Genomic DNA, 24,703 nt, shown 5'->3' with positions numbered 1-24,703 from the left:
AAGCCGCCCTCCTAGACGTCGATGCCCAAGGCGAAGGCCAGATCCAGCCATTGGTCTTCCAGCTGGCCGATGGTGTCCAGGCACTCATTCAGCTGCTGCTGCAAGGATTCCAGCGCCTGGTAGTCGGTGGCATCGGCCGCGGCCATTTGAGCGCGCAGCTCGTCTGGTTGAGTGCGCAGTTTCTCAAGCTTGCGCCCAATGGCGTCGAAGCGGCGGCGGGCATCTCGGCGCTCGCTGTTGGAGAGGGCAGGCTGGGCAGCTGCCTGGCCTTCCGACCGAGAAGATCCTTCCTGGGCGGTAGGAAGGCTTTTATCGGCAGGAATGCCTGAGCCAATAGTGGGACCGGCTGTTTGGGGCGAGGCCTCCAAAAGATGCAAGAACTGATCTACTCCCCCAGGCATGTGGGTGAGGTGGCCGCCTAAAAGGGCAAACTGGTCGTCGGTGACGCGCTCCATGAGGTAGCGGTCGTGGGTCACAAGAAGCAGGGTGCCTGGCCAGCCGTCCAAGAGGTCCTCCATGACAGCCAGCATGTCGGTGTCAAGATCGTTGCCCGGCTCGTCCAAGATAAGCACGTTGGGCTCTTCCAGCAACACGCCCAAAAACGCCAGGCGACGGCGCTGGCCTCCAGAGAGGTCTTTGAGATAAGTAAGCTGCTCCTTGGGCTCGAAGCCTAAGGACTCCAAAAGGCTCGAGGCCGTGTAGCTCTTGCCGCCTATGGTATAGGTACTCTTATATTGGGCCAGGTAATCGCTTACACGCCAATGGCCTTTTTTATCAAAGGTATCCAGATGCTGGCTCATCTTGCCCAGGCGCACCGACTTGCCGCGCTTGAGGGTGCCGCTCATAGGCTCGATGTCGCCCAATATGAGCTTGAGCAACGTGGATTTGCCGGCTCCATTGGCGCCCAGAATGCCAATGCGCTCACCGGGGCCGATAAGCCAGGAAAGGTCGCGCACCACTGGATGACCCTCGTAACCTGCAGTCACGTCTTCTAGATCAAAGACCTGCTTTCCCAATCGGGAGACCGAGAGCTGTTTTAACTCCAGCGAGTTTCTTACTGGAGGGTCGTTTGCCACCAGCTCACGGGCCTCCTTCACGCGAAACTTGGGCTTGGTGGAGCGCGCCTGGGCTCCACGAGCCAGCCAGGCAAGCTCTTTGCGCAGCATGTTTTGGCGCTTCTCCTCGGCCACGGCAGCCTGGCGCTCGCGCTCTACGCGCTGTTGGATGTAGGCCGAGTAACCGCCTTCGAAAGGCTCGATGAGACCGTCGTGCACCTCCCACATAGAAGTGCAGACCTCGTCCAAGAACCAGCGGTCGTGGGTCACGCACAACAGTGCTCCCTCGCCCTCGGGCCAGCGATGCTTGAGGTGACCTGCCAGCCAGCCGATGGCTCGCATGTCCAAGTGGTTGGTGGGCTCGTCGAGCAGCAACACGTCCCAGGAGCCGCACAGCACCCGAGCCAAGTCCACCCGGCGCCGCTGACCGCCTGAAAGCTCTGCCACCTTGTCAGTGAGCTCAACGCCTTCCAAAAGCGCCCCTAGAATGGAGCGAATGCGGCTGTCGGAGGCCCACTCGTACTCCGGCACACCCCCAAACAAATTGAACTGCACGCTCTTATCTGGATCTAGCTCGTCGGATTGGTTGAGCGCCCCCACGGTGATGGAGTTGCGGCGGATGACGCCGCCCTTATCGGGTTCTACCTGACCTTCGATGATCTCTAAAAGCGACGACTTGCCATCGCCGTTCTTGCCCACGATGCCTATGCGGTCGCCGGCCTCGATGCCAATAGTCTGTTCTATTAATACACGCTTTCCAGGCCACTCGTGACTTACCGAGTCAAGGCCTAAAAGTATGGCCATCTGTGGATGCTCCTTAGGTGTAACAAAGGCGGGGTATGCTCGCCGGCTCTCCCCTGCCGAGAAACTCGTTCCTATCGAGGATTGGTTCTACTGGGTGGGCTCGCTCTCTATTTGAGATTGCGCCTCTTGCACGGTGGCTCCCTGCTCAAAGGCTCGAAGCATGGCGATCTCTCGCTTGTAGCCTTCCAGCTTTTTGTTGGGGGTCTCAAGGATCATAGGAAGGTCTTTGAGGCGCGGGCTTTGCACCAGAGACCTAAAGAAATCCAGGCCCAAAGTGCCATCGCCCAATAGCTCATGGCGGTCTTTATGGGAGCCCACCGGGTTTTTGGAGTCGTTCACATGGACTGCGGCAAGCCGTTCAAGACCCACCACTTGGTCCAGCTCATCGAGCACGCCATCCAAGTCTTGGGCTACGTCATAGCCTCCGTCAGAGACGTGGCAAGTATCCAGACAGACGCCCACTTGCGGGTCTGAATCCAGCTCAGAAATGATGGCGGCAAGCTCTTGAAACTGACCGCCCAGCTCAGTGCCCTTGCCAGCCATAGTCTCTAGCAAAATCGGGGTCGAAAATCCTTCGCTTAAGACGTCTTTGATGACACTGGCCACATTGGAGATGCCTTGCTCCTGGCCTTGGCCCACATGGGCCCCTGGGTGGATGTTGTAGTAGACATTGGGCAGATGATCCAGGCGTTCTAGATCTTCTTTCATGCGCTGGCGCACCACTGCCGAGGCCTCGGGGTCGCCGGTGGCCATATTGTAGATATAAGGGGCATGGGCTACCAAAGGACCAAACTCATGGTCTTGCAAGAGCTGCTTCAAGCACCGAATATCCAGCTCGTCTAGGGGACGCATCTGGCCGCCACGGGGGTTTCTGGGAAAGAAGGCAAACGTGTCGGCGCCAATGGACAGGGCGTCTTTGCCCATGGCTTCAAAGCCCTTGGATATCGAGAGATGGCAGCCGTAGTAAGGCATAAAACCTCCAAGTAGGTGGCGTAGAGGGCCAGAGAAGGGAGATCCCCAGGTTAGAGGGGGTTGTTCTCGGCCAGAAGGTCTGCAGCCACCTCGATGATGGAGGCAGCCACGTCGTCTTTGGTCATGAGGGGAAGCTCGCAGATGTGATCGGGCCACACCAAGGTCACCGCATCGGTGGATGAGCCAAAGGTGGAGTCTTGGCGGGAGACGTCGTTGGCCACGATAAGGTCGCTGCCCTTGGACTCCAGCTTTTTGGTTGCGTGCGGCACCAGGTCGTTGGTCTCTGCGGCAAAGCCAATAACCACCGGCACCTCTTGGCAGGCGGCAAGCTCTGCCAGGATGTCATGAGTCTCTTTGAGCGAGATGGTGTCCAGATGCTCCTCCGACTTTTTCAATTTGTGATCTGCCGGGGCCACCGGTGTGTAATCTGCCACCGCAGCGGCGCAGATGGCCACATCGATATCGCCGGAGTTGGCCAGCTTCATAGCCGCCTCATACATTTGCTGAGCCGTCTCCACCTGGATGCACTCCACGCCAACGGGCACAGGCAGGCTCACGGGCCCAGAGACCAGCGTCACCTGGGCCCCTGCCGTCTGCGCCGAGCGAGCCAAGGCATAGCCCATCTTGCCCGAGGAGCGGTTGGAGATATAGCGCACCGGATCGATGGGCTCATGGGTAGGACCTGCGGTGATGAGCACATGGGCGCCTGTCAGCGAAGGAGGAGTCGCCTGACCGCCAAGCTGGGCTGGAGCTGCCGGCAACGGCGCCCCGCCACCAGGATCAGCGGTGCCTTCCTGGGCCTTTTGTTCTTCTTGGGCGTTCAGAATCGCCAAGGTCTCCTGCACGATGTCATCCACAGGAGCCAGCTTGCCTTGACCAACCTCGCCACAGGCCAGATAGCCAGCATCGGGGCCGACGATACAGACGCCGCGCTCTTCGAGCACCTGGAGGTTGTGCTGGGTAGCCGGATTTTGCCACATGTGCACGTTCATGGCCGGGGCCACCGCCAGCGTGCCCGTAAGCGCCAGAGCACAGGAGGTTAGGCAGTCGTCCGCCAGACCCCAGGCAAGCTTTGCCAACGTGTTGGCGGTGCAGGGACACACTAGCATGAGGTCTGCCCAGCGTCCGAGCTCCACATGGGGAATGGGCGACGCGCCCCAATTGAAGACCGAGGTAGCAGGCGCCTCACCGGTAAGTCCTGCAAAGGTGGCCTCCCCCACAAACTCTGTGGCGCTCTGAGTCATGGTGACGCGCACCTGGTGTCCGGCTTTTTGCAGGCCACGGCAGACCTCGGCTGCCTTATAGGCAGCGATACACCCGGTGACTCCCAACAAAATATTCATAGGACCTATGCCCTCGCTTCCTTTGGAATCGCTCGTGATGATTAAGCGTTTAGTACCCCAGAGCCTGCCATAAAAAAGAGGCAGTGCCCCTCTGGAAGCACTGCCTTTGCCAAAACCGTTAGAACTCTGTGATCAAGATGCGATGGCAGTAGGGGCACTCGTCGATAGGCTCTGCCCGCCGCTTGAGGTCGGAGTAGGTGGCTGGCTGCAGCTTCACCCGGCAGGCCGAAGGCTCGTTGCCCATGAGCGTCTCCACGGCCAAAGGCCCTAGGCGCTCCACTGTCTGGTTGTAGCGCAGCTGCAGCTCAGGGCTGATTTGCGTCAGCGTCACCTGGCGCTTGCGCTTGAGCGACGTCAGCTGGTTGTTGATGTCTTCCAGCGTCTCCTTGAGCGAGGTGGCCAAACTCACCAGCTCGCCGTCCAAACGTTGCTGGATGGCATGGGCGTTTTTCTCGGCACGCTCCACCACTTCCAGTCGCTCGATCAGGGAGTTGGTTTGAAAGTCTATCTTCTCGATCTGCTTGGCCAACATGTCCAAGCGATTCTCCAAATCCAACGCTGCCCTGTGGTCTGCTACCTGGGCATCTTTGGAAGCGGCGTTCACCTGGCCTTCCAACGCGCGCCGATTGGCCGCCAGCTCGTCGATCTCCATCTCTACGTCTTTGCGCTGGCCCACGATCTTGAGCAGCTCTGAATCCACCTTTTTACGAGCTGCACGGCCAGCCTCGATCCTGGCTTTCTGAGGCAGAGCCGCAGCTTCTTTGGTTAAACGCTTAATCTCAAGGTCGATCTCCTGGAGGCTCAAAAGCGCTTCTGACTCTGTCATTGGACGATCTCCCCTTCGATTCTGGTGCATGCCGTTGTAGAGTGCACGATTGAGACGCCTTAGCCGAGAAACCCGCACTGCCTAACCTACCGCGTCGCTGTCGAGCAGCAAGCTCCAGCGGGCCGACTCGCTCAAGGTTACCACCGGCACCTGCAGGCTTAGGTCTGCCAGGGTAAGCGCCAAAAGTTGCGCATAGGGCAGCTCTGAGACATCGTGCCCCAACAGTATAACCTCGCATCCTCTGGCCGTAAGGTCCAGGATGCGATGATAGGACGCTTCCCCAGAGACCACAGCGTCGCAGCCGGCAGCCACGGCGTCCAGACCGATGTCTCCCAGAGAGCCTGAGGAGAATCCCACCTTGGCTATAGGACGGTCTGCCTGCCCGTAGATGGTGGGTATGGCGCCATAAGCATGGCCAAAACGCTCGGCTACCTGAGCCAGCGTGAAGCCCGTGGCGTCAAGAATGCATCCATAACCGTCGGGGGCCTGGAGCCTGCCCATGAAGGGGAAACCGGTGAGCTGCGAGGGCAGCGTGAGGGCTGCCGAAGAGCGATCCAAGTTGGTGTGCATGGCGATGAGAGAGACCTGATGCTCGATGGCGCACCAAATGCTCTGGGCAGCCAGCGACGAGGTGGCAGCCTCAGGGGTAATGAGACGAGGCGCATCCAGATATGCCGGGTGATGGGTGACCAGCACATTACACCCTTGGTCTTTGGCATCCTTGATGGTCTGGGGCAGAGGGTCCAGCGCACAGGCGATGCCTGTGACTTTGGCACCAGGGTCTCCCACCGAAAGCCCAATGTGGTCCCAGCCCTCCGCCTGATGGGCTGGAAAACGCTGGTAGAGCAACGCCTCGATGTCTTTAACGCGCATGGGCTTCCCCTCTAGTCATCAATGGGTCTCTCATCTTCTATGGTAGCGCCGCCCACTACCACGTCGCCCTGGTAGAAGGCCGCCGTCTGTCCCGGCACTCCCAGAATGCCCGGCTCCTCCACCTGGACCTGCCATAGCCCGTCGCCTAAAGCTCTCACGCAAGCCGGCACCGCATAGGCCCGATAGTGGGTTTGGACGCTCAGCTGCGAGGGATCCAAGCTTGAAAGATCCATGGTGGTTACCAGGTCTCCCACCAAAAAGCTGGTGGTACGGGGTGGTTTTTGCCGAGCCACCTGCACCCGGCGCGCACTGGCATCCACCGAGGTCACAAAGTAGGGCCCAGCGCCATCGGTGATGGCAAGCCCCTTACGCTGCCCTACCGTGAAACCCGCTACACCAGAATGATGTCCCACTACCTGGCCCTCTTCATTCACGATGTCTCCAGGCTCGAAGGCGTCCGGGCGTCGCGAGACCAAGAAGGCCCGGTAGTCTCCCTGAGGCGCAAAGCACACCCCTTGGGAGTCCGGCGCCTCTGCCACCTTGAGGGATGCCTCTTTGGCATAGGCTCTCACCTGGTCTTTGGTGCTGGCAGCCAAAGGAGCCATGAGCCTTGGCACCCACTCCGGCGGCAGCTGGCACAAAAAATAGCTTTGATCCTTTGCCCTATCGGCGCCGCGTGCCAACCGCACCTGCCCGTCTTCGCCTTCTATCAGCGAGATGTAGTGGCCTGTGGCCACTTTGTCTGCCCCTACCTCGTCGGCGATGGCCATTAGCCCTGCAACCTTCACATAGCGGTTGCATGCCACGCAGGGACTGGGCGTCTTTCCCGAAAGATAGGCGTCTACAAAAGGATCCAACACCTGCCGAGAAAAAGCCTCATCCATGGGCCGGGCTATGAAAGGGACTCCCAACGTGCCGCAAAGCTCCTGAGCTTGGGCCAAAGACTCTTTGGAGGGCACCGAGACATCGCCCTGCTGCATGAGCAGCGTGGCTGCCACCACCTCATGGCCTGCTTCTTTGAGACGAGCCACCGCACAGCTGGAGTCCACCCCTCCAGAAAGGCCCACTACCACCTTCATGGACGGCTTCCTTGGCTCCTGCAAAACCCTGCCACATCGTTCTTTGCACAGGTGGGGTGCGCCTTGGCCACGATGGCCAGCAATGCGTCGCAAAAGCCGTTCAGCTCTTCGAGGCTCACACGCTCGTCAAAGGAGATGCGCAGCGAGCCCAATGCCAAGGTGCGGCCTATACCCATGGCAGAGAGCACGTGGGAAGGATCGAGGGAGCCAGAGCTGCAGGCAGAGCCCGCAGACACCTCGTAACCCAGGTTATCCAGCTCCAAGATGAGCTGCTCCGACTCATAGGACTCCACCATCACCGAGACCACGCCAGGCAGCCTGTCATCTCCCACCGCAGTGCCCGCCGTGGGCACAATATGGGTGCCAGGAGCACAAAGACGCTGGTAGACATGGCGAGCTCGAGAGGCCACCAGGGGGCGCACCTGGCTCAGATGCTCCATGCAATAGGCAGCCGTGGCAGCCAGGGCACAGGCCCCTGCTACGTCTTGCGTGCCTGGCCGACGGCCGCCCTCTTGACCGCCGCCAAAGGACTGCGGCCTATAGGGAGTACGATTTTTGATGGCAAAAGCCGCAGTGCCTACAGGAGCGCCGATCTTGTGACCTGCCAGAGTCACCGCATCTACCCCAGAAAGGTCCAAAGGAATGCGCCCAAAGGCTTGGATGGCATCGCTGTGAAAGAGTGCCCCCGCACCATGGACGGCCGCGGCGAGCTCTGGGAGGTTTGCCACCACGCCCGTCTCGTTGTTGGCCGCCATGAGGCTTACCAGGGCCACGTCATCTGACAGATGGGACTCAAGGGAGGCAGCGTCTATGGAGCCATCTGGATGAGGCGCTACCAGACTCACCTCAAAGCCTCGGGCTTTGAGGGGCGAGACCAGGTCCAACACCGAGTCGTGCTCGGTAGCCCCCAAAAGCACCCGACGCCGGGAGGGATGGGCTTCTCGGCAGCCCTCTGCCAAACCGATCACTGCCAGGTTGTTGGCCTCTGTGCCACCACCGGCAAAGGCCACGTCCATGGGTCGAAAGCCCCCGCTCAGACATTTGGCTAAGGTTCGGCGAGCCTGCTCTAAGTGAGAGGCGGCTTGGCGACCCAGGGTATGGAGCGAATTGGGGTTGGCGCAGGCACAGGGCAGCGCCTCATAGGCAGATCGAGCTGCCACTGCCTCCGGGCGAAGGGGCGCGGAGGCGGCGTAGTCAAGGTACACAAAGGACGAAACGGTCATAGAAGTCCTTGAGAAGTCGAACTCATAGAAAGGGCGCGGCCTACACTGCGGCAGACCGGCGCAAAAGTAAGTGGCAGAAGCCCTTAGGCATGGAGCGCGGTAGCGTCATTTGCCAGCTGGCGAAGCTCTTGGATGGCGGCAGCGCGATCAGGGGCGCCAAAGACCGAGGAGCCCGCCACAAAGAGCGTGGCTCCAGCTTGTGCCACCTGGGCGATGTTGGAAGCTTTGATACCGCCGTCTACTTCGATAATGGGAGATAGGCAGCGGACCTTGCACATATGGGACAGCTCTTGGATCTTTGGCAGGCAGTTGTCGATAAACGACTGGCCGCCAAAGCCAGGGTCAACCGTCATGAGAAGCACCATATCGAGATCCGACAGGATGGCATCGAGCGAGGCCAGTGAAGTGCCCGGGTTGAGTGCCACCGCTGCCTTGGCGCCAGCTGCCTTGATTTGAGACACCATGCGGTGGGCGTGACGAGCGGCTTCCATATGAAAGCTCACGTAGTCTGCACCAGCATCCAGATACCCGCCTAAAGTGTCGTCTGGATTGGAGACCATAAGATGCACGTCTACCGGTAAGGAGGTGCCCTGCTTTACGGCCGCCACCAGCGAAGGCCCAAAGTTTACGTTGGGCACAAAGTGGCCGTCCATGACATCCACGTGAATGACGTCTGCGGTCGCGATGGAGTCCAAGTCCTCACCCAGGGTGAGTTGGTTGGCGGACAAAATGGAAGGGGCGATCCCGCAGGTATCCGTGAATTCCATAGGACATATCCTTTCTAGGACAGAGGCGAGGCCTGAGCAGTATCCATGCCATAGAACTCATCATAGGGGCTACGGTCAAGCAAACGCCACATCTCATCTTGAAGCGCTGAGTGTTCATAGAGCACGCGATAGACAGCCGAGACCACAGGCATATCCACTCCCAGGTTCTGAGCCAGCTCATGAGCGGAGACCACCGAGGCAGCGCCTTCCACCACCATGTGGGTGCGTGCCTGGTAGCTCTCCAGAGTCTCCCCTTCTACCAGCTGAGTGCCAAAGGTGCGGTTGCGCGAGTGAGGCGAAGTGCAGGTGGTGATAAGGTCGCCCATACCGGCAAGGCCCATGCAGGTGAGAGGGTCTCCACCCATGGCAGCCACCAGACGGCCAATCTCTGCAAGGCCGCGGGTCATCAATACCGAGATGGTATTATCCCCCAAGTTAAGGCCTTTAGAAATGCCGCAGGCAATGGCCACCACGTTCTTCACAGCGCCGCATACCTCGACACCCACCATATCCTCGCCCACATAGGCGCGGAAGGCAGGAGACAGGAACAGTTCGCGGAAGAGCCGGGCCACCTCTGGCTTATGAGCAGCAATGACCGCAGCGGCAGGCTTACCTTGGCAGATTTCCTCGGCATGGGTAGGACCGCTCAAGCAGGCAAGGCGCTCTTGGCCACCCAGCTCATCTGCAGCCACCTGGGTCATAAGCATACAGGTACCTGGCTCGATGCCCTTAGTGAGCACCACCACAGGCACATCCTCCGCCAGATAAGGAGCCATCTGGCGGGCAGTGGCGCGAATGAAAGCAGAAGGAACGCAAAGCACCACTGCTTGGGCTCCCTTCAAGGCTTCTTGGAGGGAAGTTGTGGCAACTACATTGGGGGGCAACTGGTAGTTTGACAGGTAGAGGGGGTTCACCGAATGGCGAGTGATGCCCTTGGCCACCTCTTCTTCGTGAGCCCAGCCCACCACCTCGAGGCAACGCCTGCCTACCATGCCAGCAGCTGCAGTGCCCCAAGAGCCCATGCCAATGACGGCCACTTTTTGCACTACCGGACCCTTGACATCACTGATGCGCGCCACCATTAGCGCACGTCCTTAGACGCATCGCCCATCTCTTTGGCCACGTGAGCCTCTTCTTGAGCGGCAGCTTCGTCTATCTTTTGAGCCTGCGCTTCCTGGGCCTGCGCACTCTTTTCCAAGGCGGCAGCAGCATCATCTACCGCTTCGCTCACCTTCTCCTCGTCACCAAAGACGAGCCCCTTACCTGCCTCAGGAAGGGATTGCGCGTCCTTCTCGGCGGCTTCTTGAGCGGCCTCTTGGACAGCAGCCACAGAATCGGGGCCTGCCTCCTTGGCGTCTGCGTCTACAATGGCGCGCTCCTCTTGCTCGAGCGGGGTATCGCGAGGGATACCGCCAGTTTGCGTCACCGCGTCTTTGGCAGCAGCGCTTTGGGCGACAGCCTTGGTCGCGGGCTCGGGAGCAAGAGTATCCTCTTGATCTTGGGCATCATTGGCAAAGGCCATGGGAGCCTCATTGCCGTCACGAAGCTTCTTGATGTTGTCGCGATGGGCCCAGACCACAATGAGGGCAATGAGGATCATGGGCACCTCAAAAGCCCAGGTTACCGGGTAGTAGATGAAAAAGCTCAAGAACGGCAGGGCAACGGCCGCCGCGATTGAGCCTACGCTCACGCGACGGGAGGGAGCCATGCATAGGCCCCAGCACACCAGAAGGCCCAGGGCGATTGGCCAGGAGAAGCCCAGTGCGGCGCCAAAGCCCACCGCAATGCCCTTACCACCACGAAAGTGCAGGTAGGGCGAGAAGATATGGCCGCAGATGCACGCAAGGAAGATGCAGCCCATGCACCAGCCATAGGCGGCGTCGGGAGCCAGAAGCGAGGGGTCTCCGCCAAAGAAGAGCTCGGCCAAGATCCAGCCACCCAGCCAGGTGGAGATGAAGCCCTTGCCGGCATCGCAGAGCAGCGTGAGGGCAGCCGTTCCGCCACCTACCGCGCGCGCCACATTGGTGGTGCCAATGTTGCCAGAGCCCTTGGTACGCACATCGACGCCCTTGCGGCTCGAAAAGATGAGGCCAAAGGGAATGCCGCAGATACAATAGGCGGCGAGCATGATAAGTAGCGTCGCAATGACTAAACCGGTGTTCATAGACCTTTACGCGTCCTTCCTACGGAACCTGAGGCGCACTGGCGTGCCCTCGAGGTCAAAGGTTTCCCTCAGGCGGTTTTCCAGGTAGCGGCGGTAGTTGTCCTCAGCCAGCTCAGGCGCGTTACAGAAGAAGGTGAACACCGGGGGCTTCTCGCCGGTTTGCGTGCCGTAGAGCACCCGGAGGCGCTTGCGGTCTTTTGACACGGTATGGCCGGTCTCGCGCAACTGCTGCAAAAGGTCGTTGAGCTTGGCGGTGGGAATCACCGTCGCGCGATTGGTACGTACCCTATCGACCATGGCCCAGATCTTTGAAACAGAACGTCCTGTAAGCGCAGAGATCCTTAGCTTGGGGGCCCAGGGGGCAAAGTCGAGACGGCGCTCCACGCTCATGAGGCAATCTTCGCGCTTCTGCTCCTCGTCCATGAGGTCCCACTTGTTGAGCAAGATCACCAGGCCGCAGCCCCGCTCGATAGCCATGGCAGCGATCTTTTGGTCTTGCTCGGTCATCCCCTCAGAAGAATCGATGACCAGAAGGCAAATGTCTGCCTCGTCGATGGCACGAAGGCCGCGCACCATGGAGTAGTACTCCACGTCTTCATGGACCACCGAGCGCTTGCGCATACCGGCGGTGTCTACCAGGCGAAACCGCTCTCCCTCATGCTCCACCACCACGTCCACGGCATCCCGGGTGGTGCCTGCCACATCGCTCACGATAGAGCGATCCGTGCCGCAGATGCGGTTGACCAGCGAAGACTTGCCTACGTTTGGACGGCCGATAATGGCGATGTTGGTGACGTCGCCATAGTCTTGGTCAGAAGAGCCGCCCTCAGGGAAGGTTGCCACCAGGCCGTCCAGCAAGTCGCCGGTGCCTGTGCCATGAAGCGCCGAGATGGGATAGGGGTTATCCAGACCTAAAGAGTAGAAGTCCCAGAGAGCGCTCTCGTCTGAGGGGTCATCCACCTTGTTGACCGCCAAAAACACCGGCTTGCCGCTCTTGCGCAGGATGCGAGCCACCGCCTCATCTTCCTCCGTGGCGCCCGTGCGGCCGTCACAGACAAAGAGGATGACGTCTGCTTGGTCTGCCGCCGCCAGCGCCTGGGAGCGGATGCGGCTAGAAAAGACATCCTCGCTCTTGGCAGACTCGATGCCGCCGGTGTCGATAAGCACGAAATCGACGCCATTCCAGTCGGCCTCGTGGTAGGAACGGTCACGGGTTACGCCACGGGACTCATGGACGATAGCCTCATGCTTTTGGGCTATGCGGTTTACCAGGGTAGACTTGCCCACATTAGGGCGACCTACGATGGCGACGATGGGCTTTGGCATAGGAAGGCTCACTTTCTTTAAGCGCGATCAACCAAGCGTTGATAGTATGCCCTTTTCGCAGCCTAGCTGCGATCGCGCACCAGGTGATTAAAGAGACCCTCCAACAATTCTTGAGGAAGGGTGGTCAAAAAGAGGACGTCTGCCCCGCGGCAGGAGAGCTCGTCGAGCACCTCTTGGGCGCTCATGCCGTCCAAGGTGTTGTCATTGAAGTTGAGCATGAGCTGGGGCAGCACCACCACTTTGTGATGGAGGTCTTGGGGCAGATACTTCAAAAGGTCCTGGGCCACGATGAGTCCGGTGACATTGACGTCTCCCCCAAAGTAGTCGTTGGGAATGGCGAAGGCAGCAGATCTTTGGGCCCAAGGGGTCTGCGCCAAGTACTCTTGGTAGACCTTCTCGGCAGCTTTACCGCACACCACCAACAGCTCCTCGTCGCGCTCCTCCAAGGCATGGCCCACAGCAACGAGCTGGTCTGCCATGGTTTCCATGACAGCGCCGGTATCGTCTATGAAACTCCTTAGCATGCCTATACCGTCGTAGTACTGAGGATAGCCGTCGTAGTCTTGGGCTGGGGGCACCGCGACGTTGGCTGCCACATAAAACTCGTCTGAGAGCTGGAAGCGCGTGGCGCCGGTGGTTTCGCGCGAACGGGCTTGATAGGGTTCTACCTGGGCGATGACGGCACGAGCTGAGGCCGGGTCGTCAGAGTATGACTTGGTGAATGGCGAGTGCTTGGTGTAGCCCATGGGCACTATGGCCAACGAGGTGATGGTGGGATGGGCCTCCACAAAGTCCAAGGTGCGAATGAGCTCGTCGCCGTCGTTAAGGCCGGGGCAGAGCACTATCTGGGCATGGACTTCGATGCCTGCCTCACAAAGGGCTTCGAGCACCTCCAGGCCCCGAGCCTGGTTTTTGCCCATCATCTTGGTACGGGCCTCAGGACTCACCGCATGGAGCGACACGTTCATGGGCTCCAGGCGCAAATCCAGGATGCGCTGCAGGTCTTTGTCGTCCACGTTGGTGAGGGTCACAAAGTTGCCCTGCAAAAAGCTCAGGCGGTAGTCGTCGTCGCGCAGGTAGAGCGAGTCGCGAAGGCCTTTGGGCAACATGGCCATGAAACAAAAGACACAGGCGTTCTTGCAGGTGCGCACGCCATCGAAGAGGACGTCGGTAAAGCTTAGGCCCCAGGGTTCTCCCAGCTGGCGTTCCAACGTTGCCGAGAAAACCCCTTCCTCACCCGGCACCTCTACCTCGAGCTGCACCTCGTCATCTGCGGTCTCCCAGCGCCAGGTGATGATGTCGTCCAGCAGGGTCCCATTGACCGTGCGCACGATCATGCCCGGCTCAAGGCCGGCCTCCCAGGCAGGACTGCCCTTTTCCACCTGAGCCACCCGAGCGCCCAACTCGGGGATGTCTTCGCGGCCGTAATCGGCCCGCTGCTGCTCTGCCATGCCTGTTACTCCTTCATTTTTATTGGGGCGCATCTGCATTTTTCTATAGTGCACCCTACTATGTGCCAGAGACCTGGGACTCGGTCTCCACCTCTTGGGCCCCTGTCATCTGGGCGACGGTCTCTACCACCTGCTTGATCTGAGAACTGGGAGTAGAGGCTCCTGCAGTAATGCCGATAAGCTCTGCCCCACTAAACCAGGCAGGATCCAGCTCTTGGGCATCTTCGATGTGGTGGGTGGCGGTATGAGCGGCGCAGATCTCTGCCAAGCGAGTGGTGTTTGCCGAGTTGCGCCCACCTATGACCACCATGGTGTTAGCACGGGCGGCCAACTCGCGGGCAGCCTGCTGGCGTTCGGAAGTGGCCTCGCAGATGGTATCGCATACCTCCACGTTGGCCCCACGCTCTTTGAGCGCCGCTACTACGGCCTCCAGCAGCTGGCGATTCTGGGTGGTTTGCACCACGAGTCCAATGGGACGTTCCAGAGGCACGGCGGCTGCATCCTCCGCAGAGCCCACCACGCAGGCGCCGGGGGCATGGCCTAGAATGCCGTCGACCTCGGGGTGGCCCGCCTCCCCTACCACCACCACCTGCCTGCCAGAGGCTGCCAGCCTCTGGGCAGCGTGGTGCACCTTTTTCACATAGGGGCAGGTAGCATCCAATACCTGCAGATGAGCTGCCTTGGCGCGATTCACCACCTGAGGCACCACGCCGTGGGTGCGAAGCACCAGCACATCGCCGGGATGCAAATCTTCGATAGAAGACTCATCCACCACTGTGGCCCCTCGACGTTCCAGCGACTCCACCGTGGCAGGATTATGGATGAGCGGGCCTAAGGTGTGCACCGCCGCTGGGCCATCCAAGATCTTCTCTACGCGCTCCAAGGCGCGACCCACTCCAAAGCAGGCCCCTGCATGGCTGGCGACCTCGATTTTTGGCATCCTACCACTCTCCGGGATAGTCACGGCGCAGCTGGGCCCTGAGCTCGAAGACCTTGTCCATGGCCTTGGCCTCCATGGCCTCCAGCTGCGCTTTGCGCCCCTTGACTCCCAGTGCGCCAAATTTAAGAGGGGCGCCCACCTTGAAATGCACGCGATGGGGGCGCGGGATATGGGCGCCCTCGGGCGTCACGTCGCGCACGCCGATAACGGCAGAAGGAGTGACATCGGTTTTGGCCATCTGCGCGATAAGTGCAAAGCCACCATGGATGGGAGCTTTGCCGTCATCGTCGCGGATGCGCGTGCCCTCTGGATAGATGAGGATGGACTCGCCGCGTTTCAAAGCCCGCTGGCAGCGACGCACCGCCTTGAGGTCTGCGGTGCCTCGATCCACAGGGATCCCGCCCACACGGGAGAAGACCCAGCGCATGAGGTCGTTCTTGTTGAACTCCTGTTTGAACACCGGACGGATCCTCAGGCCTTGGCGCCAGAACATGACCACGGTGATCACCGGCTCCACCATCGACACATGGTTCATCACCATAACGGTGCCCAGCTCCCGCTCCTTGAGCTCGTCGATGAGCTGCTGGCCGCCTTCGTAGTCCCAGGGCCAATAGAGGCGCGAGAACCCGTAGATGAGGCCTGCGGCCACGTTGAAGACGCAACGGGCAGGCAGGGGGAACTCGCGCATGCCGTGGTCATAGTAGTCATCAAAGGTGTTGTGGAAAGGCCTCATAGGCGCCTGACCAGACTTGGTCTTGGGAGCTTTTGCACCGGTCGCGCCAGCATCTTTGGCCTTGGTGGCGTCAGAGCCGCTGGCCCCAGGGGCAGCCTGAGTGCTGGCAGGTTGAGAAGGCGCGTCCTTCTCGGCAGCGGAAGGCTGAGAAGCTGCGGCGTTGTCGCTGGCGATGGCAGCCTGGCGTGCTTGAGCCAAGGCCACCAGGTTGGCAATGGCATCCACAACCTGCTGAGGTGCCATGCGAGTGGAGTCGAGGAGCGTGGCGTCGGCAGCCGGATGGAGCGGAGATGCGGCGTTGGCCTCATCCTGAGCATCGCGGGACTGAATGTCTTCGAGCACGCTCTCATAGAGAGCCTGGTCTTTGACCTGTGCGCCGGGTTGGGCGGCATTGCCGCCTTCGCGCTCTATGGTGCGGCGCCAGGCGCGGGCGGCGGCGTCTGCCGAAAGGAACACCTTGACCTGGGCGTCAGGGAAGACCACGGTGCCCATGTCGCGGCCCTCGGCCACGATGTCGATGTTTTTGGCGATAGCCCGTTGCTGGGCCACCATGGCCTGGCGCACTGCAGGCACCGAAGCCACCGCAGAGACGTTTTGGTCTATCTGGGCGGTGCGGATGGCAGCAGTGACGTCCTTGCCATCGAGCATGACCTGGGGAGCCTCGCCAGGGGCGCCGGGCACGAACTCGATGACGGCCTCCTGAGCGAGCTTGGCCACCCGGGCGGTCTCTGTCACAGGGACCTGGGCCTTGAGCACCTTGAGGGTCACTGCACGATACATGGCTCCGGTGTCCAAGTAGACAAAGCCCTCTCGGGCAGCCAGCGCCCTGGCCACGGTGGATTTGCCCGAACCAGCAGGGCCGTCGATAGCTACGATCATGAAGAGACTCCTTATCTTGCAGGCCTTCTAGGCAGTAGTTCTTAAGTATCCTACCCCGTTACTAGTTGTGAGGCCCATCCACGAGGGCTGCATAGGCGCAGCCGCGAGCCGCCACTTCCTCGGGGCTTAAGCCCATGGCTGCCAACTGCAGAGGCGAGCCGTCTCCTCTGCCCACAAAGATCTGAGAGGACACGTTGCCTATGACCATGTCCCAAAAGCGGTCCAGATCCATCCCATAGGCAGCGCCCAAAAGAGCCCGAGTAAAGCCGCCATGGGTGACGCAGGCCACACGCCCTTGGAACCGGGCGGCCACGTCCAAAAAGCTCTGGGCACGCCCCAGAATCTGCTCGAAGGACTCGCCCCGTGGCGCTGGATGTGATCGGCTTTGAGCATCTACTGGCCAGGGGAAGCGGTAGCCCAACTCTTTGGCCTCAACAGAGGTGAGCCCTTCTATGGCGCCAAAGTCGATCTCGATCAAGCGCTCATCCACCTGAGGCTGCATCCCTAGGCAGAGGGCCGCTCCGTAGGCGATGGAGCGGCAGCGCACCAAGGGCGAGGTGATGATGCGATCGGGTTTCCAGGCCACCAGCGCCTGCACCGCCCGAGCACACTGGCGAGCACCCGCGTCTGAGAGCTCCACGTTCACGCGCCCCGAATAGACATTGGCCACATTTCCCAGTGTCTCGGGGTGGCGCATAAAAAGAACCTCGCTCATGAGCGATCCTTCCAGCCAGAAACTTCCTCTGAAGCAGCTTTTACCACCATGTCGAGGGCCGCTTGCTCGTCCGGAGTCACCAGACGCCACCGGCCTTGGGGCAACTCTCCCAGCTCCAGCGGGCCAAAACTCTCGCGATGGAGCGCCGCCACCGGGTGGCCCACCGCAGAAAACATCCTTTTTACCTGGTGCTTCTTGCCCTCATGAATGGTCAGGGCCACTACCGAGAAGCCCGCAGGCACCCCATCTGGGGCTACTTTGGCCCTTCTGGGGTCTTGAGGGTCCATGGGCTCAACGGCCGCTGGAGCGGTGATGCCGTCCTCCAACTCAACGCCAGCCTCCAGCTGGGTGATAGCTTTAGGGCTCAAAGCCCCCTGTATGAGGGCCAGGTAGGTCTTGGGCTTCTCCTGGGAGGGATGGAGCAGCGCCTGGGCCAGGTCGCCATCGGTGGTGAAGAGCAGGAGGCCCGTAGTGTCGTTGTCCAGACGCCCCACCGGGAAGATCCCTGGATAACGGTCCTTGGGGATGATATCTGCCACGCAGGCGCGCCCCTTGGGGTCATCCATGGTGGTGATCATGCGAGGGGGCTTGTTCAAGATGAGCGAGACCGGCTTTGATGACAGGTCGTAGCGCACCCCGTCGACGGTAACCACGTCTTTGGCAGGATCCACCTTGGAGCCAAGTTGGGTCACCACCTGGCCGTTGACCTGCACGCGCCCGGCAGTCATGAGGTTTTCTGAGCCTCGGCGGCTGGCCACGCCCGCCCGGGCCAAGAAGCGCTGGAGGCGCATGGTACGAGGATGGTCCTTGGGTCTCTCAGGAGCCTCACTCATCATCGTCCTCCTGGTCCTCCGGGTCCAAGAGCGCAGAGAAGAGGGACTCTGAGGGCTCGTCCTTCTCGGCATCTTCGAGCTCGTCCTCATCGTCCAGAGGCACCATGGCGGGCCTTCCACTCAGGCGTTCCAAGATGAACTGGCGGGAGGCCTCGTCGGGAGCGAAGTCTTCCAAGGGCGGTAGGCCTTTGATGGATGCCAGGCCAAAGCGCTCCAGGAAGGCCTGGGTGGTGCCGTAAAGGACGGCGTGGCCTCGGTCGCGCTCGCGGCCTGCCTCTCGCACCAGGCCCTTGTCCATGAGGGAGGCCACCACGCCGTCGGAGTTCACGCCGCGCACCGCACGGATGCCCTCGCGGCTCACCGGCTGATGGTAGGCGATGACCGCCAGAGTCTCTAGAGCTGCCTGAGAGAGCTTGCGGGTGTCCCAGGAAGCCACCAAAGCCTCTACCTGGTCGTGGTAGGCCGGATGGGTGGCCAGACGCCAGCCACCTGCCACTTGACGCAGCTGGAAGCCGCGGTTGGCATCCTGGTACTCGGCGGAGAGGTCTGCCAAGGCGCTTACGGCCTCGCCGGGGGTGATCCCAAGGATGCGGGAGACTGTAGTGGCAGGCAACGGGTCTACCGAGACCAGCAGCAGCGCCTCGATGCATCCTTTGAGAGAGTCGTCAGAAAGGGCCGAAAGCTCCTCTGTCATTGCTCCTCGCTTTCTTCTAAGGCCGCCGCCAGGTCTTCCAATACGGCTTCTCGATGGGTCGCCTGAGCCAGCGCAGCCAGCTTGTCTGCCAGCGCCTCTTCGCCCAAGGCTTCCAACTCGTCGCGCTCGACGGCTTCTTGGAGGGTGTTCTCTATCTCTGCCACCGCCTCTGCCGGGGGCTCGTAGGGAGCGGCCCCCTCGATGTGGGCGATGGCGATATCGCCAAAAGGCTCCTGCTGCGACACCGTGATGGCACCGGCCTTAAAAAGCTCCAGCACCGCCAAGAAGGTCACCACCACGGTCTCCGGGCTGCGCGACCCTGCCAAAAGATCGTCAAAGGTGAGAGCTTTGTGAGAGCGCACCTGACGGTCCACCGAGGCCACGGTAAGGGCCACAGGCAGGCGCTTGGGGGCGATGTGCTCGGCTTCCAGCAACATAGACTCGCGACGGGAGTCCAAGTCTGCACAGAGCACCGCCAGGCCAGAGAGGGTGACGTCTTTCAAGAAGTCCGGCATGATGCCCAAAAACTCCGGGTCTGGCCCCGTGGTGCGCGGATGCATGCGGGCCTCCAGCTCCATGCGGGCGCCCAGTGCAGCCGCGGCATTGCGAAATTGCTTGTAGGCCATAAGGCGAGCTACCAGCACGTCGCGGCTCTGGAGGGGATCCAGATCCTCAAAGTCCTCGTCTTCCTCGTCCAACGAGGTGAGCTTCTCCCCTTCTTGAGGCAAAAGGGAGGCCGCTTTGATCTCCAGCAACGTGGAGGCCACCAACACAAAGTCTGAGGCAACCTCCAGATCCATCTGACCCATGGACTCCACCTCGGCCAGGTATTGGTCTGCCACCTGGGCGATGGAGATGGCGCCTATGTCGAGCCTCTGGCGGTTCACCAGGGCCAAGAGCAAGTCGAAGGGGCCAGAGAAGGCTTGAGTGCGCACATGATAAGACATGGGTTAGGCCAGCCCTCCAAAGATCAGCAGGTCGTAGATGGGCCCTGCGGTGACATCAAAGTAGCTGGAAAGGGGGCTTATGTGGAAGAACTCCGGCAGCATGTAGAGCACCACCAGCAGGATGGCCATGGTGTAGGGCTGGATGCGGTCGTAGGCGGCCCGGGCGCGCCCCCGCAAAAAGGCAGTGATCACATGGGAGCCATCCAGCGGGGGCAAGGGAATGAGGTTGAAGAAGCACAGGATGAGGTTCACCCATACGTAATCAAGAAGAATCTCCAGCACGACGGGCGCGCCGTTGAGCACCTGGGGTGCAAAGTCATAAAGCCCATGGAAGACGAGGGCCGCCACCGCCGCTTGCAGCAGGTTGGAGGCAGGGCCCGCCAGCGCCACCAACACTTCGTCCCGAGGCACTTTGCGCAGCCGATAAGGGTTGTAGGGCACCGGCTTGGCATAGCCAAAGACCGGCCCTCCCAGAAGCACCATGATGAAGGGCAGGATGAGAGAGCCAAAAGGATCGATATGGCGCAGAGGGTTCAACGACAGCCTGTGAGCCTCCTTGGCGGTAGGGTCGCCGCAGAGGTAGGCCACATAGCCGTGGGCCACCTCGTGAATGGTGGCGGCCAGCATCACCACCAGCACGGTGATGGCAGCCTGAAGGACGTCAGAGACACTAAACAATCCCATGGCACCTCCCTACCTGAGCGCCGAGGCGATGCGCAGGCAGGCCCAATCCACCACAAAGAGGGCGATGGCCAAAAGCGCGAAGTCGCCGCGAAAGGCGCCGCCCAAAGGCGTGGGGATCACCAGCATGCCCGAGATGGCCGAGGGCACCATGCCGTTGAGCGTCATGATGACCCCCACCACCCCTAGATTGGTGGCAGTGCCCAAGCACAAGATGACCACCAAACCAGAGAGAAGGATGGCTACGATGCGGGCCAGATAGGCCGCCATTCTGAAAAGCGCCGAGAAAAGACGCCTAATCATCCTGCTGCGCCTCCTCCAGTTGGGCGGAGAGCTCCAGCCACTCCTCTTCTAACGCCGGAAGCTTCTTCTTGAGGGCCGAATACTCCTTCATGGCCTCGTCGAACTTCTCTGCATTGTTGTAGAGCTCTTCTGAGGCCATGAGCGCCATAAGCTCGTCGTAACGGGCTTGGGAGCTCGCCAGCGCCTTTTCCACCTGGGACAGGCGCTTCTTGGTGCCTGCCAGCTTCTTGTTGCGGGCGTTTCTGGCCTCGGCCTCGGCCCGGCGCTGCTCTTTGGTCTTCACATTGCGTCCAGCGGGCTTGGCCGCGTCCTTCTCGGCTGCCGAGAAGGACTCGCCCTGGCCACCTGCAGCTTTAGGAGCCTTGGCGCCAATGGCCACCACGTTGCGAGAGCCCGCGGCAATGCTCGTGTCCCCAGCGGCAGCCTCCTCAGCCCGGCGCGCCTCCAGCTCGGCGCGCTTGAACATAAAGTAGTCGTAGTCGCCGTCGTAGACGGTCACTTGGCCGTCGCGCACATCCACGATCTTGTTGGCCACGGCGCGCACCAGATGCTCGTCGTGGGAGATGAGCACAATGGTGCCGTCGAACTCCACCAGGGCTTCTTCTAATACCTGCACCGAGTCGATGTCCAAGTGGTTGGTGGGCTCGTCCAGGCAGAGCAGCGGGTCTGGCGACACGATCATCTTGGCCAAGGCCAAACGGGCGCGCTCGCCACCGGAGAGCATGGAGACGCGCTTCTCCACATCGTCGCCGTGGAACAGGAAGGCGCCCAAAAGCTGGCGCTCTTGGGAGGTGGTCCAGCTGGGAGCCACGCCGTCGATCTCTTGCAGCACGGTGTTTGCAGGGTTGAGCTCCTCCAGCTGGTGCTGGGCATAGTAGGCAAGCTCCACGTTTTTGCCTAGCTCGATGGAGCCGGCGTCGGGCGCCAGATGGCCGCAGATGAGCTTCATGAGGGTGGACTTGCCTGCGCCGTTGGGACCTACCAGGGCCACATGGTCGCCCCGGTAGAGGGTGAGGTCTGCATCCTCGTAGACCACGTTGTCGTCGAAGGCCTTGCGCACGTGGTCCACCTTGACCACCATGTCGCCAGTGCGCGGAGGCTCAGGGAATCTGAAGTGCACCTTCTTGGACTGCTCTGGAAGCACCACCAGCTCGCGCTTGATGGCCTCGATGCGCGCCATGCGCTCCTGGGCCGCCTTGGCCTTGGTGGGCTTGTAGCGAAACTTGTCCACAAAGACCTGCATGTGGTTGATCTCGCGCTCCTGAGCCGCACGCTTGGCGCGCAGCTGCTCCAGGTTGGCCTCGCGCTGGCGCAGGTAGTCGGAGTAGTTGCCCGTATAGGTGCGCAGCTGGCGGTTCTCCAGAGCCGCCACGTGGTCCACGCAGGCATCCATGAAGGCGCGGTCGTGGGAGACGATGAGCACCACGCCGTCGTAGGAAGACAAGAACGACTCGAACCACTGGACGCTTTCCAGGTCCAGGTGGTTGGTGGGCTCGTCCAGCAGCAGCACGTCTGGGTGGCGCAGCAAAAGCTTGGCCAGCGAGATGCGCATCTGCCAGCCGCCAGAAAACTCCAGCGCCGGCTTGTCCAGGTCTTCCACCGGAAAGCCCAGGCCACACAAGATCTGCCTGGCCCGGCTCTCCAGCTCATAGCCGCCGGCCGCCTCGAAGCGGTCGCGGGCGCGCCCATACTCGTCCATGGCTTGCTGGAGGCGAACGGAGTCCTTCTCGGAAGCCATGGCAAGCTCCAGCTCTGAGATGCGCTCGCCCAAGTGCTGGATTTCTGTGGCAGAAGACATCACTTCTTCAAGGGCCGTGTCCTTGCCGGCCAGTTGGGTCTCCTGCTCCAGATAGCCCACCGTGGCGCCCTTGGCAAAGGCGACGGTTCCCTCGTCCGGCGTTTCCAAGCCCATCACAATTTTTAGCAGCGTGGTCTTGCCGGCGCCGTTAGGGCCCACCAGAGCCCAGGACTCGCCTGCGTTGAGCTGCATGGTTGCGTTGGAGTAGAGCGCCTGAGGGCCAAAGGACTTGGCCACTTTGTCGATGAGAAGGATCACGGAGCTAAATCACTTTCTATAGTAAGTACCCGAGCAGGAAGGCCTTAGGGCTGCCGAGAAGCCCGGCCGCAAGCCCTTGCTAGTCACAGGTGAGATGGATGGCAAAGCCGCCGATAGGCTGCTCAAAGTAGACCAGCTGGGTCTCGCCTGAAGGCAGAAGGCGGCGGCTGGATTCGTCGATGGCAAAGCCGCGGGCAGCAAACCACTTTTCTGCCGCGGGAATATCGTCCACATGAAAGCCGATGTGGCCGCGCTCGCCGCGGCCCGGCTGCTTCATGATCTCCACCATGGTGTCGCTAAAGAGCGACACCGGCGTCTCACGGGTCTCCAGGCCCATGAGGCAGGAGAAGAGCTGGGCGATCGCGGCTGCTTCCACCTCATCGGCAGCATTGATGCCCACGTGGGCGAGCCTCAGGCCAAAGAGCTCCTGGGGTGTCTTTTGCGTATCCATAGGGCGGCCTCCTTGCCCGTCGATGGTTGTCTATCTATGGCCAGAGATGCAGCAACAGCCGTGCCCGACAAAAAAAGGAAGGCATCCCCCTATGCGCACCCGTGCTTGCCCAGCCCACACAAGCCGACAGCCCCAAATGGCCATGAACTTTTAGTTTAGCGCTCCCGCAGGCTTTGAATGACGGCCGCGCAGCCTCCGTGGCACCTCACCACGGCACCTGCAGAAGCTCGCACGATATTGGAAATCCCCCGATCGCTCAGGGCATCCATGACGTGGTGGTCCAGCAGCCACTCGAAGCCCTCCTCAGAGATGGAGGTGTTGTCTGCAAGAGGCACCACAGAGAGCACCTCTCCCGGCTCCCCCACCCTCACTTCTTCGCGAGCCCCCGGCGCGACAAGCTGCACCTTTTGGGTGGCTCCTATAAGATCGATAGCCCAGCGGCTATAACGCCTACAGGTTCCCAAGACCGCCAATTCATGGTCCAGCCGGCCACCCAACGCGCAGAGCACTACAAAATGCGGGGACGCGCCCTTCTGGACAGCCCAGGCCTCCCCTTGCTCAAAGGCCACTTCCAAGTCTGTCATGTCCTTGTGCCAGGAGAGGTCCACCCGGGCTACTCCGCTGGATTCCAAGGCAGCCAGATCTTCTGGCTCCACCGAGTCGCTATCCCCCACATAAAGCTGGGGCACCACCTGTGCGCGACGACACCAGGAGTAGCCTTTATCGGCAGCGATGACGTAGCGAGCCTGGCTGCAAAGCTGGGCCACATGCGCCAAATCCGTGGGCTCCGGCGAGCCCGCTACCAGGACAACGAGGGCTTCATGCTTAACGGGCGCAGCGCTCATGAGAGGGAGCGCAGGGCGTCGAAAGTGACTCCCGGCCAGCCGCAGGTGAGCACCACGTCGCAGACCTCGCCCATGTCCTGGGGGCTAAAGCGGCTGGACGGCCAGTGGAGCCCTAGCGTCTCGAAGCCCGCGCCCTTGGCAGAGGCGGCAGCCACCAGGGCATCCTCTGCCACCAGCGTGACGCCGGGATCTGTGCCTAGGGCCTCTGCGGCGGCCAGATAGATGTCGGGCGAGCTCTTGGAGGGGTAGCCCATAGATGCCGAGAAAACCGCATCAAAGTAACCGGTGAGCCCAAAGCAGTCCAGAGCATAGTCCAGCAGCTCAAGCTCTGTGCATGATGCGATGGCCATGGGGATGTGCGCGGAAGCCACCTGATCCAAGAAGTCTTTGGCGCCCGGCAAGAGCTTCTGAGCGGCATAGCCTTCTTTAGCTCGGGCGATGAGCCCACGCTTGAGCTCTTGCACCGTGGCGGGAACAGAGTAGGTCTTTACAAAGAGTGCCAGGGAGGTGTCCATGTTCATGGTCTCAGCCTCTGCCATATGGGCCTCTGCCTGCTCTGGGGAGACATAGCGAGAGAAATAGTCAGGAAAGATGGTGCGCCACATGCCCATGGAGTCCAACAAGGTGCCGTCCATGTCAAATATCATTCCTTGAATGTCCATAGAACTCCCTCTCTTGCGCATTCGTCTCTTAAGAACTGTAGCTCAAAGGGGTATCTTGAGAGGGTTTAAGAACTTTTATGA

The 24,703-nt window shown here is 60.8% G+C and carries 24 protein-coding genes; all 24 read right to left on the bottom strand.

Translation table 11 applies throughout. The features are described 5' to 3' along the window. Positions 1–11 precede the first annotated feature (11 nt). Positions 12–1,859 (bottom strand): ABC-F family ATP-binding cassette domain-containing protein, encoded by a 1,848-nt coding sequence (locus tag OR601_RS03630; RefSeq protein WP_265592239.1) that lies wholly within the window; start codon positions 1,857–1,859, stop codon positions 12–14. A gap of 87 nt (positions 1,860–1,946) precedes the next feature. Further along, positions 1,947–2,831, bottom strand: a complete 885-nt coding sequence (locus OR601_RS03625; protein WP_265592238.1) for a deoxyribonuclease IV — start codon at positions 2,829–2,831, stop codon at positions 1,947–1,949. 50 nt (positions 2,832–2,881) lie between these two features. Beyond that, positions 2,882–4,174 carry a bifunctional phosphopantothenoylcysteine decarboxylase/phosphopantothenate--cysteine ligase CoaBC gene (gene coaBC / locus OR601_RS03620; protein WP_265592237.1) on the bottom strand — a complete coding sequence of 431 codons (1,293 nt, stop codon included), beginning with the start codon at positions 4,172–4,174 and terminating at the stop codon, positions 2,882–2,884. 118 nt (positions 4,175–4,292) lie between these two features. Then, the gene (locus tag OR601_RS03615; RefSeq protein WP_265592236.1) at positions 4,293–5,000 is read right to left on the bottom strand and encodes a zinc ribbon domain-containing protein; all 708 of its coding nucleotides are present in this window, start codon (positions 4,998–5,000) and stop codon (positions 4,293–4,295) included. 81 nt (positions 5,001–5,081) lie between these two features. After that, positions 5,082–5,873, bottom strand: a complete 792-nt coding sequence (locus OR601_RS03610; protein WP_136012880.1) for a Nif3-like dinuclear metal center hexameric protein — start codon at positions 5,871–5,873, stop codon at positions 5,082–5,084. Between the two features lie 11 nt (positions 5,874–5,884). Further along, entirely contained in the window at positions 5,885–6,952 is a 1,068-nt protein-coding gene (gene mnmA / locus OR601_RS03605; protein WP_265592235.1) for a tRNA 2-thiouridine(34) synthase MnmA, read from the bottom strand. Continuing rightward, positions 6,949–8,175: a cysteine desulfurase family protein gene (locus OR601_RS03600; protein ID WP_136012882.1), complete on the bottom strand. Its 1,227-nt coding sequence runs from the start codon at positions 8,173–8,175 to the stop codon at positions 6,949–6,951. The genes mnmA and OR601_RS03600 overlap by 4 nt, the downstream gene beginning before the upstream one ends. 83 nt (positions 8,176–8,258) lie before the next feature. After that, entirely contained in the window at positions 8,259–8,942 is a 684-nt protein-coding gene (gene rpe / locus OR601_RS03595; protein ID WP_136012883.1) for a ribulose-phosphate 3-epimerase, read from the bottom strand. A gap of 14 nt (positions 8,943–8,956) precedes the next feature. Continuing rightward, positions 8,957–10,024 (bottom strand): NAD(P)H-dependent glycerol-3-phosphate dehydrogenase, encoded by a 1,068-nt coding sequence (locus OR601_RS03590; RefSeq protein ID WP_136012884.1) that lies wholly within the window; start codon positions 10,022–10,024, stop codon positions 8,957–8,959. Beyond that, the gene (locus OR601_RS03585; RefSeq protein ID WP_136012885.1) at positions 10,024–11,106 is read right to left on the bottom strand and encodes a glycerol-3-phosphate acyltransferase; all 1,083 of its coding nucleotides are present in this window, start codon (positions 11,104–11,106) and stop codon (positions 10,024–10,026) included. Before OR601_RS03585 ends, OR601_RS03590 begins: the two co-directional genes overlap by 1 nt. 6 nt (positions 11,107–11,112) lie before the next feature. Further along, entirely contained in the window at positions 11,113–12,432 is a 1,320-nt protein-coding gene (der, locus tag OR601_RS03580; RefSeq protein WP_265592234.1) for a ribosome biogenesis GTPase Der, read from the bottom strand. A 62-nt stretch (positions 12,433–12,494) separates the two neighbouring features. Further along, positions 12,495–13,883, bottom strand: coding sequence for a DUF512 domain-containing protein (locus OR601_RS03575; protein WP_265592233.1), 1,389 nt, complete (start codon positions 13,881–13,883; stop codon positions 12,495–12,497). 58 nt (positions 13,884–13,941) lie between these two features. Beyond that, positions 13,942–14,823, bottom strand: coding sequence for a 4-hydroxy-3-methylbut-2-enyl diphosphate reductase (gene ispH, locus OR601_RS03570; RefSeq protein ID WP_265592232.1), 882 nt, complete (start codon positions 14,821–14,823; stop codon positions 13,942–13,944). A 1-nt stretch (position 14,824) separates the two neighbouring features. Beyond that, complete coding sequence (gene cmk, locus OR601_RS03565; protein WP_265592231.1) at positions 14,825–16,435, bottom strand: (d)CMP kinase; 1,611 nt, start codon at positions 16,433–16,435, stop codon at positions 14,825–14,827. A 61-nt stretch (positions 16,436–16,496) separates the two neighbouring features. After that, positions 16,497–17,150 carry a histidine phosphatase family protein gene (locus tag OR601_RS03560; protein WP_136012890.1) on the bottom strand — a complete coding sequence of 218 codons (654 nt, stop codon included), beginning with the start codon at positions 17,148–17,150 and terminating at the stop codon, positions 16,497–16,499. After that, positions 17,147–17,983 (bottom strand): pseudouridine synthase, encoded by an 837-nt coding sequence (locus tag OR601_RS03555; RefSeq protein WP_265592230.1) that lies wholly within the window; start codon positions 17,981–17,983, stop codon positions 17,147–17,149. Before OR601_RS03555 ends, OR601_RS03560 begins: the two co-directional genes overlap by 4 nt. Then, the gene (gene scpB, locus OR601_RS03550) at positions 17,976–18,677 is read right to left on the bottom strand and encodes an SMC-Scp complex subunit ScpB (RefSeq protein ID WP_136012892.1); all 702 of its coding nucleotides are present in this window, start codon (positions 18,675–18,677) and stop codon (positions 17,976–17,978) included. Before scpB ends, OR601_RS03555 begins: the two co-directional genes overlap by 8 nt. Then, on the bottom strand, positions 18,674–19,624 hold the full coding sequence (locus tag OR601_RS03545; RefSeq protein WP_265592229.1) for a segregation and condensation protein A: 951 nt from the start codon (positions 19,622–19,624) through the stop codon (positions 18,674–18,676). The genes scpB and OR601_RS03545 overlap by 4 nt, the downstream gene beginning before the upstream one ends. 3 nt (positions 19,625–19,627) lie before the next feature. Further along, complete coding sequence (locus tag OR601_RS03540) at positions 19,628–20,308, bottom strand: site-2 protease family protein (protein WP_265592228.1); 681 nt, start codon at positions 20,306–20,308, stop codon at positions 19,628–19,630. A 9-nt stretch (positions 20,309–20,317) separates the two neighbouring features. Then, positions 20,318–20,608 (bottom strand): hypothetical protein, encoded by a 291-nt coding sequence (locus OR601_RS03535; RefSeq protein ID WP_265592227.1) that lies wholly within the window; start codon positions 20,606–20,608, stop codon positions 20,318–20,320. Next, a complete protein-coding gene (locus OR601_RS03530; protein ID WP_265592226.1) occupies positions 20,601–22,664 on the bottom strand; it encodes an ABC-F family ATP-binding cassette domain-containing protein in 2,064 nt (687 codons plus the stop codon). The genes OR601_RS03535 and OR601_RS03530 overlap by 8 nt, the downstream gene beginning before the upstream one ends. A 79-nt stretch (positions 22,665–22,743) precedes the next feature. Next, entirely contained in the window at positions 22,744–23,115 is a 372-nt protein-coding gene (locus OR601_RS03525; protein WP_265592225.1) for a VOC family protein, read from the bottom strand. A 155-nt stretch (positions 23,116–23,270) separates the two neighbouring features. Beyond that, a complete protein-coding gene (locus OR601_RS03520) occupies positions 23,271–23,960 on the bottom strand; it encodes a thiamine diphosphokinase (RefSeq protein ID WP_265592224.1) in 690 nt (229 codons plus the stop codon). Then, positions 23,957–24,622, bottom strand: a complete 666-nt coding sequence (locus OR601_RS03515) for an HAD family hydrolase (protein WP_265592223.1) — start codon at positions 24,620–24,622, stop codon at positions 23,957–23,959. The genes OR601_RS03520 and OR601_RS03515 overlap by 4 nt, the downstream gene beginning before the upstream one ends. Positions 24,623–24,703 lie beyond the last annotated feature (81 nt).

The organism is Leptogranulimonas caecicola (assembly GCF_023168405.1).
In the GTDB taxonomy this organism is placed as follows: Bacteria; Actinomycetota; Coriobacteriia; order Coriobacteriales; family Atopobiaceae; genus Leptogranulimonas; species Leptogranulimonas caecicola.
This window is presented reverse-complemented; position numbering and strand designations above follow the sequence as displayed.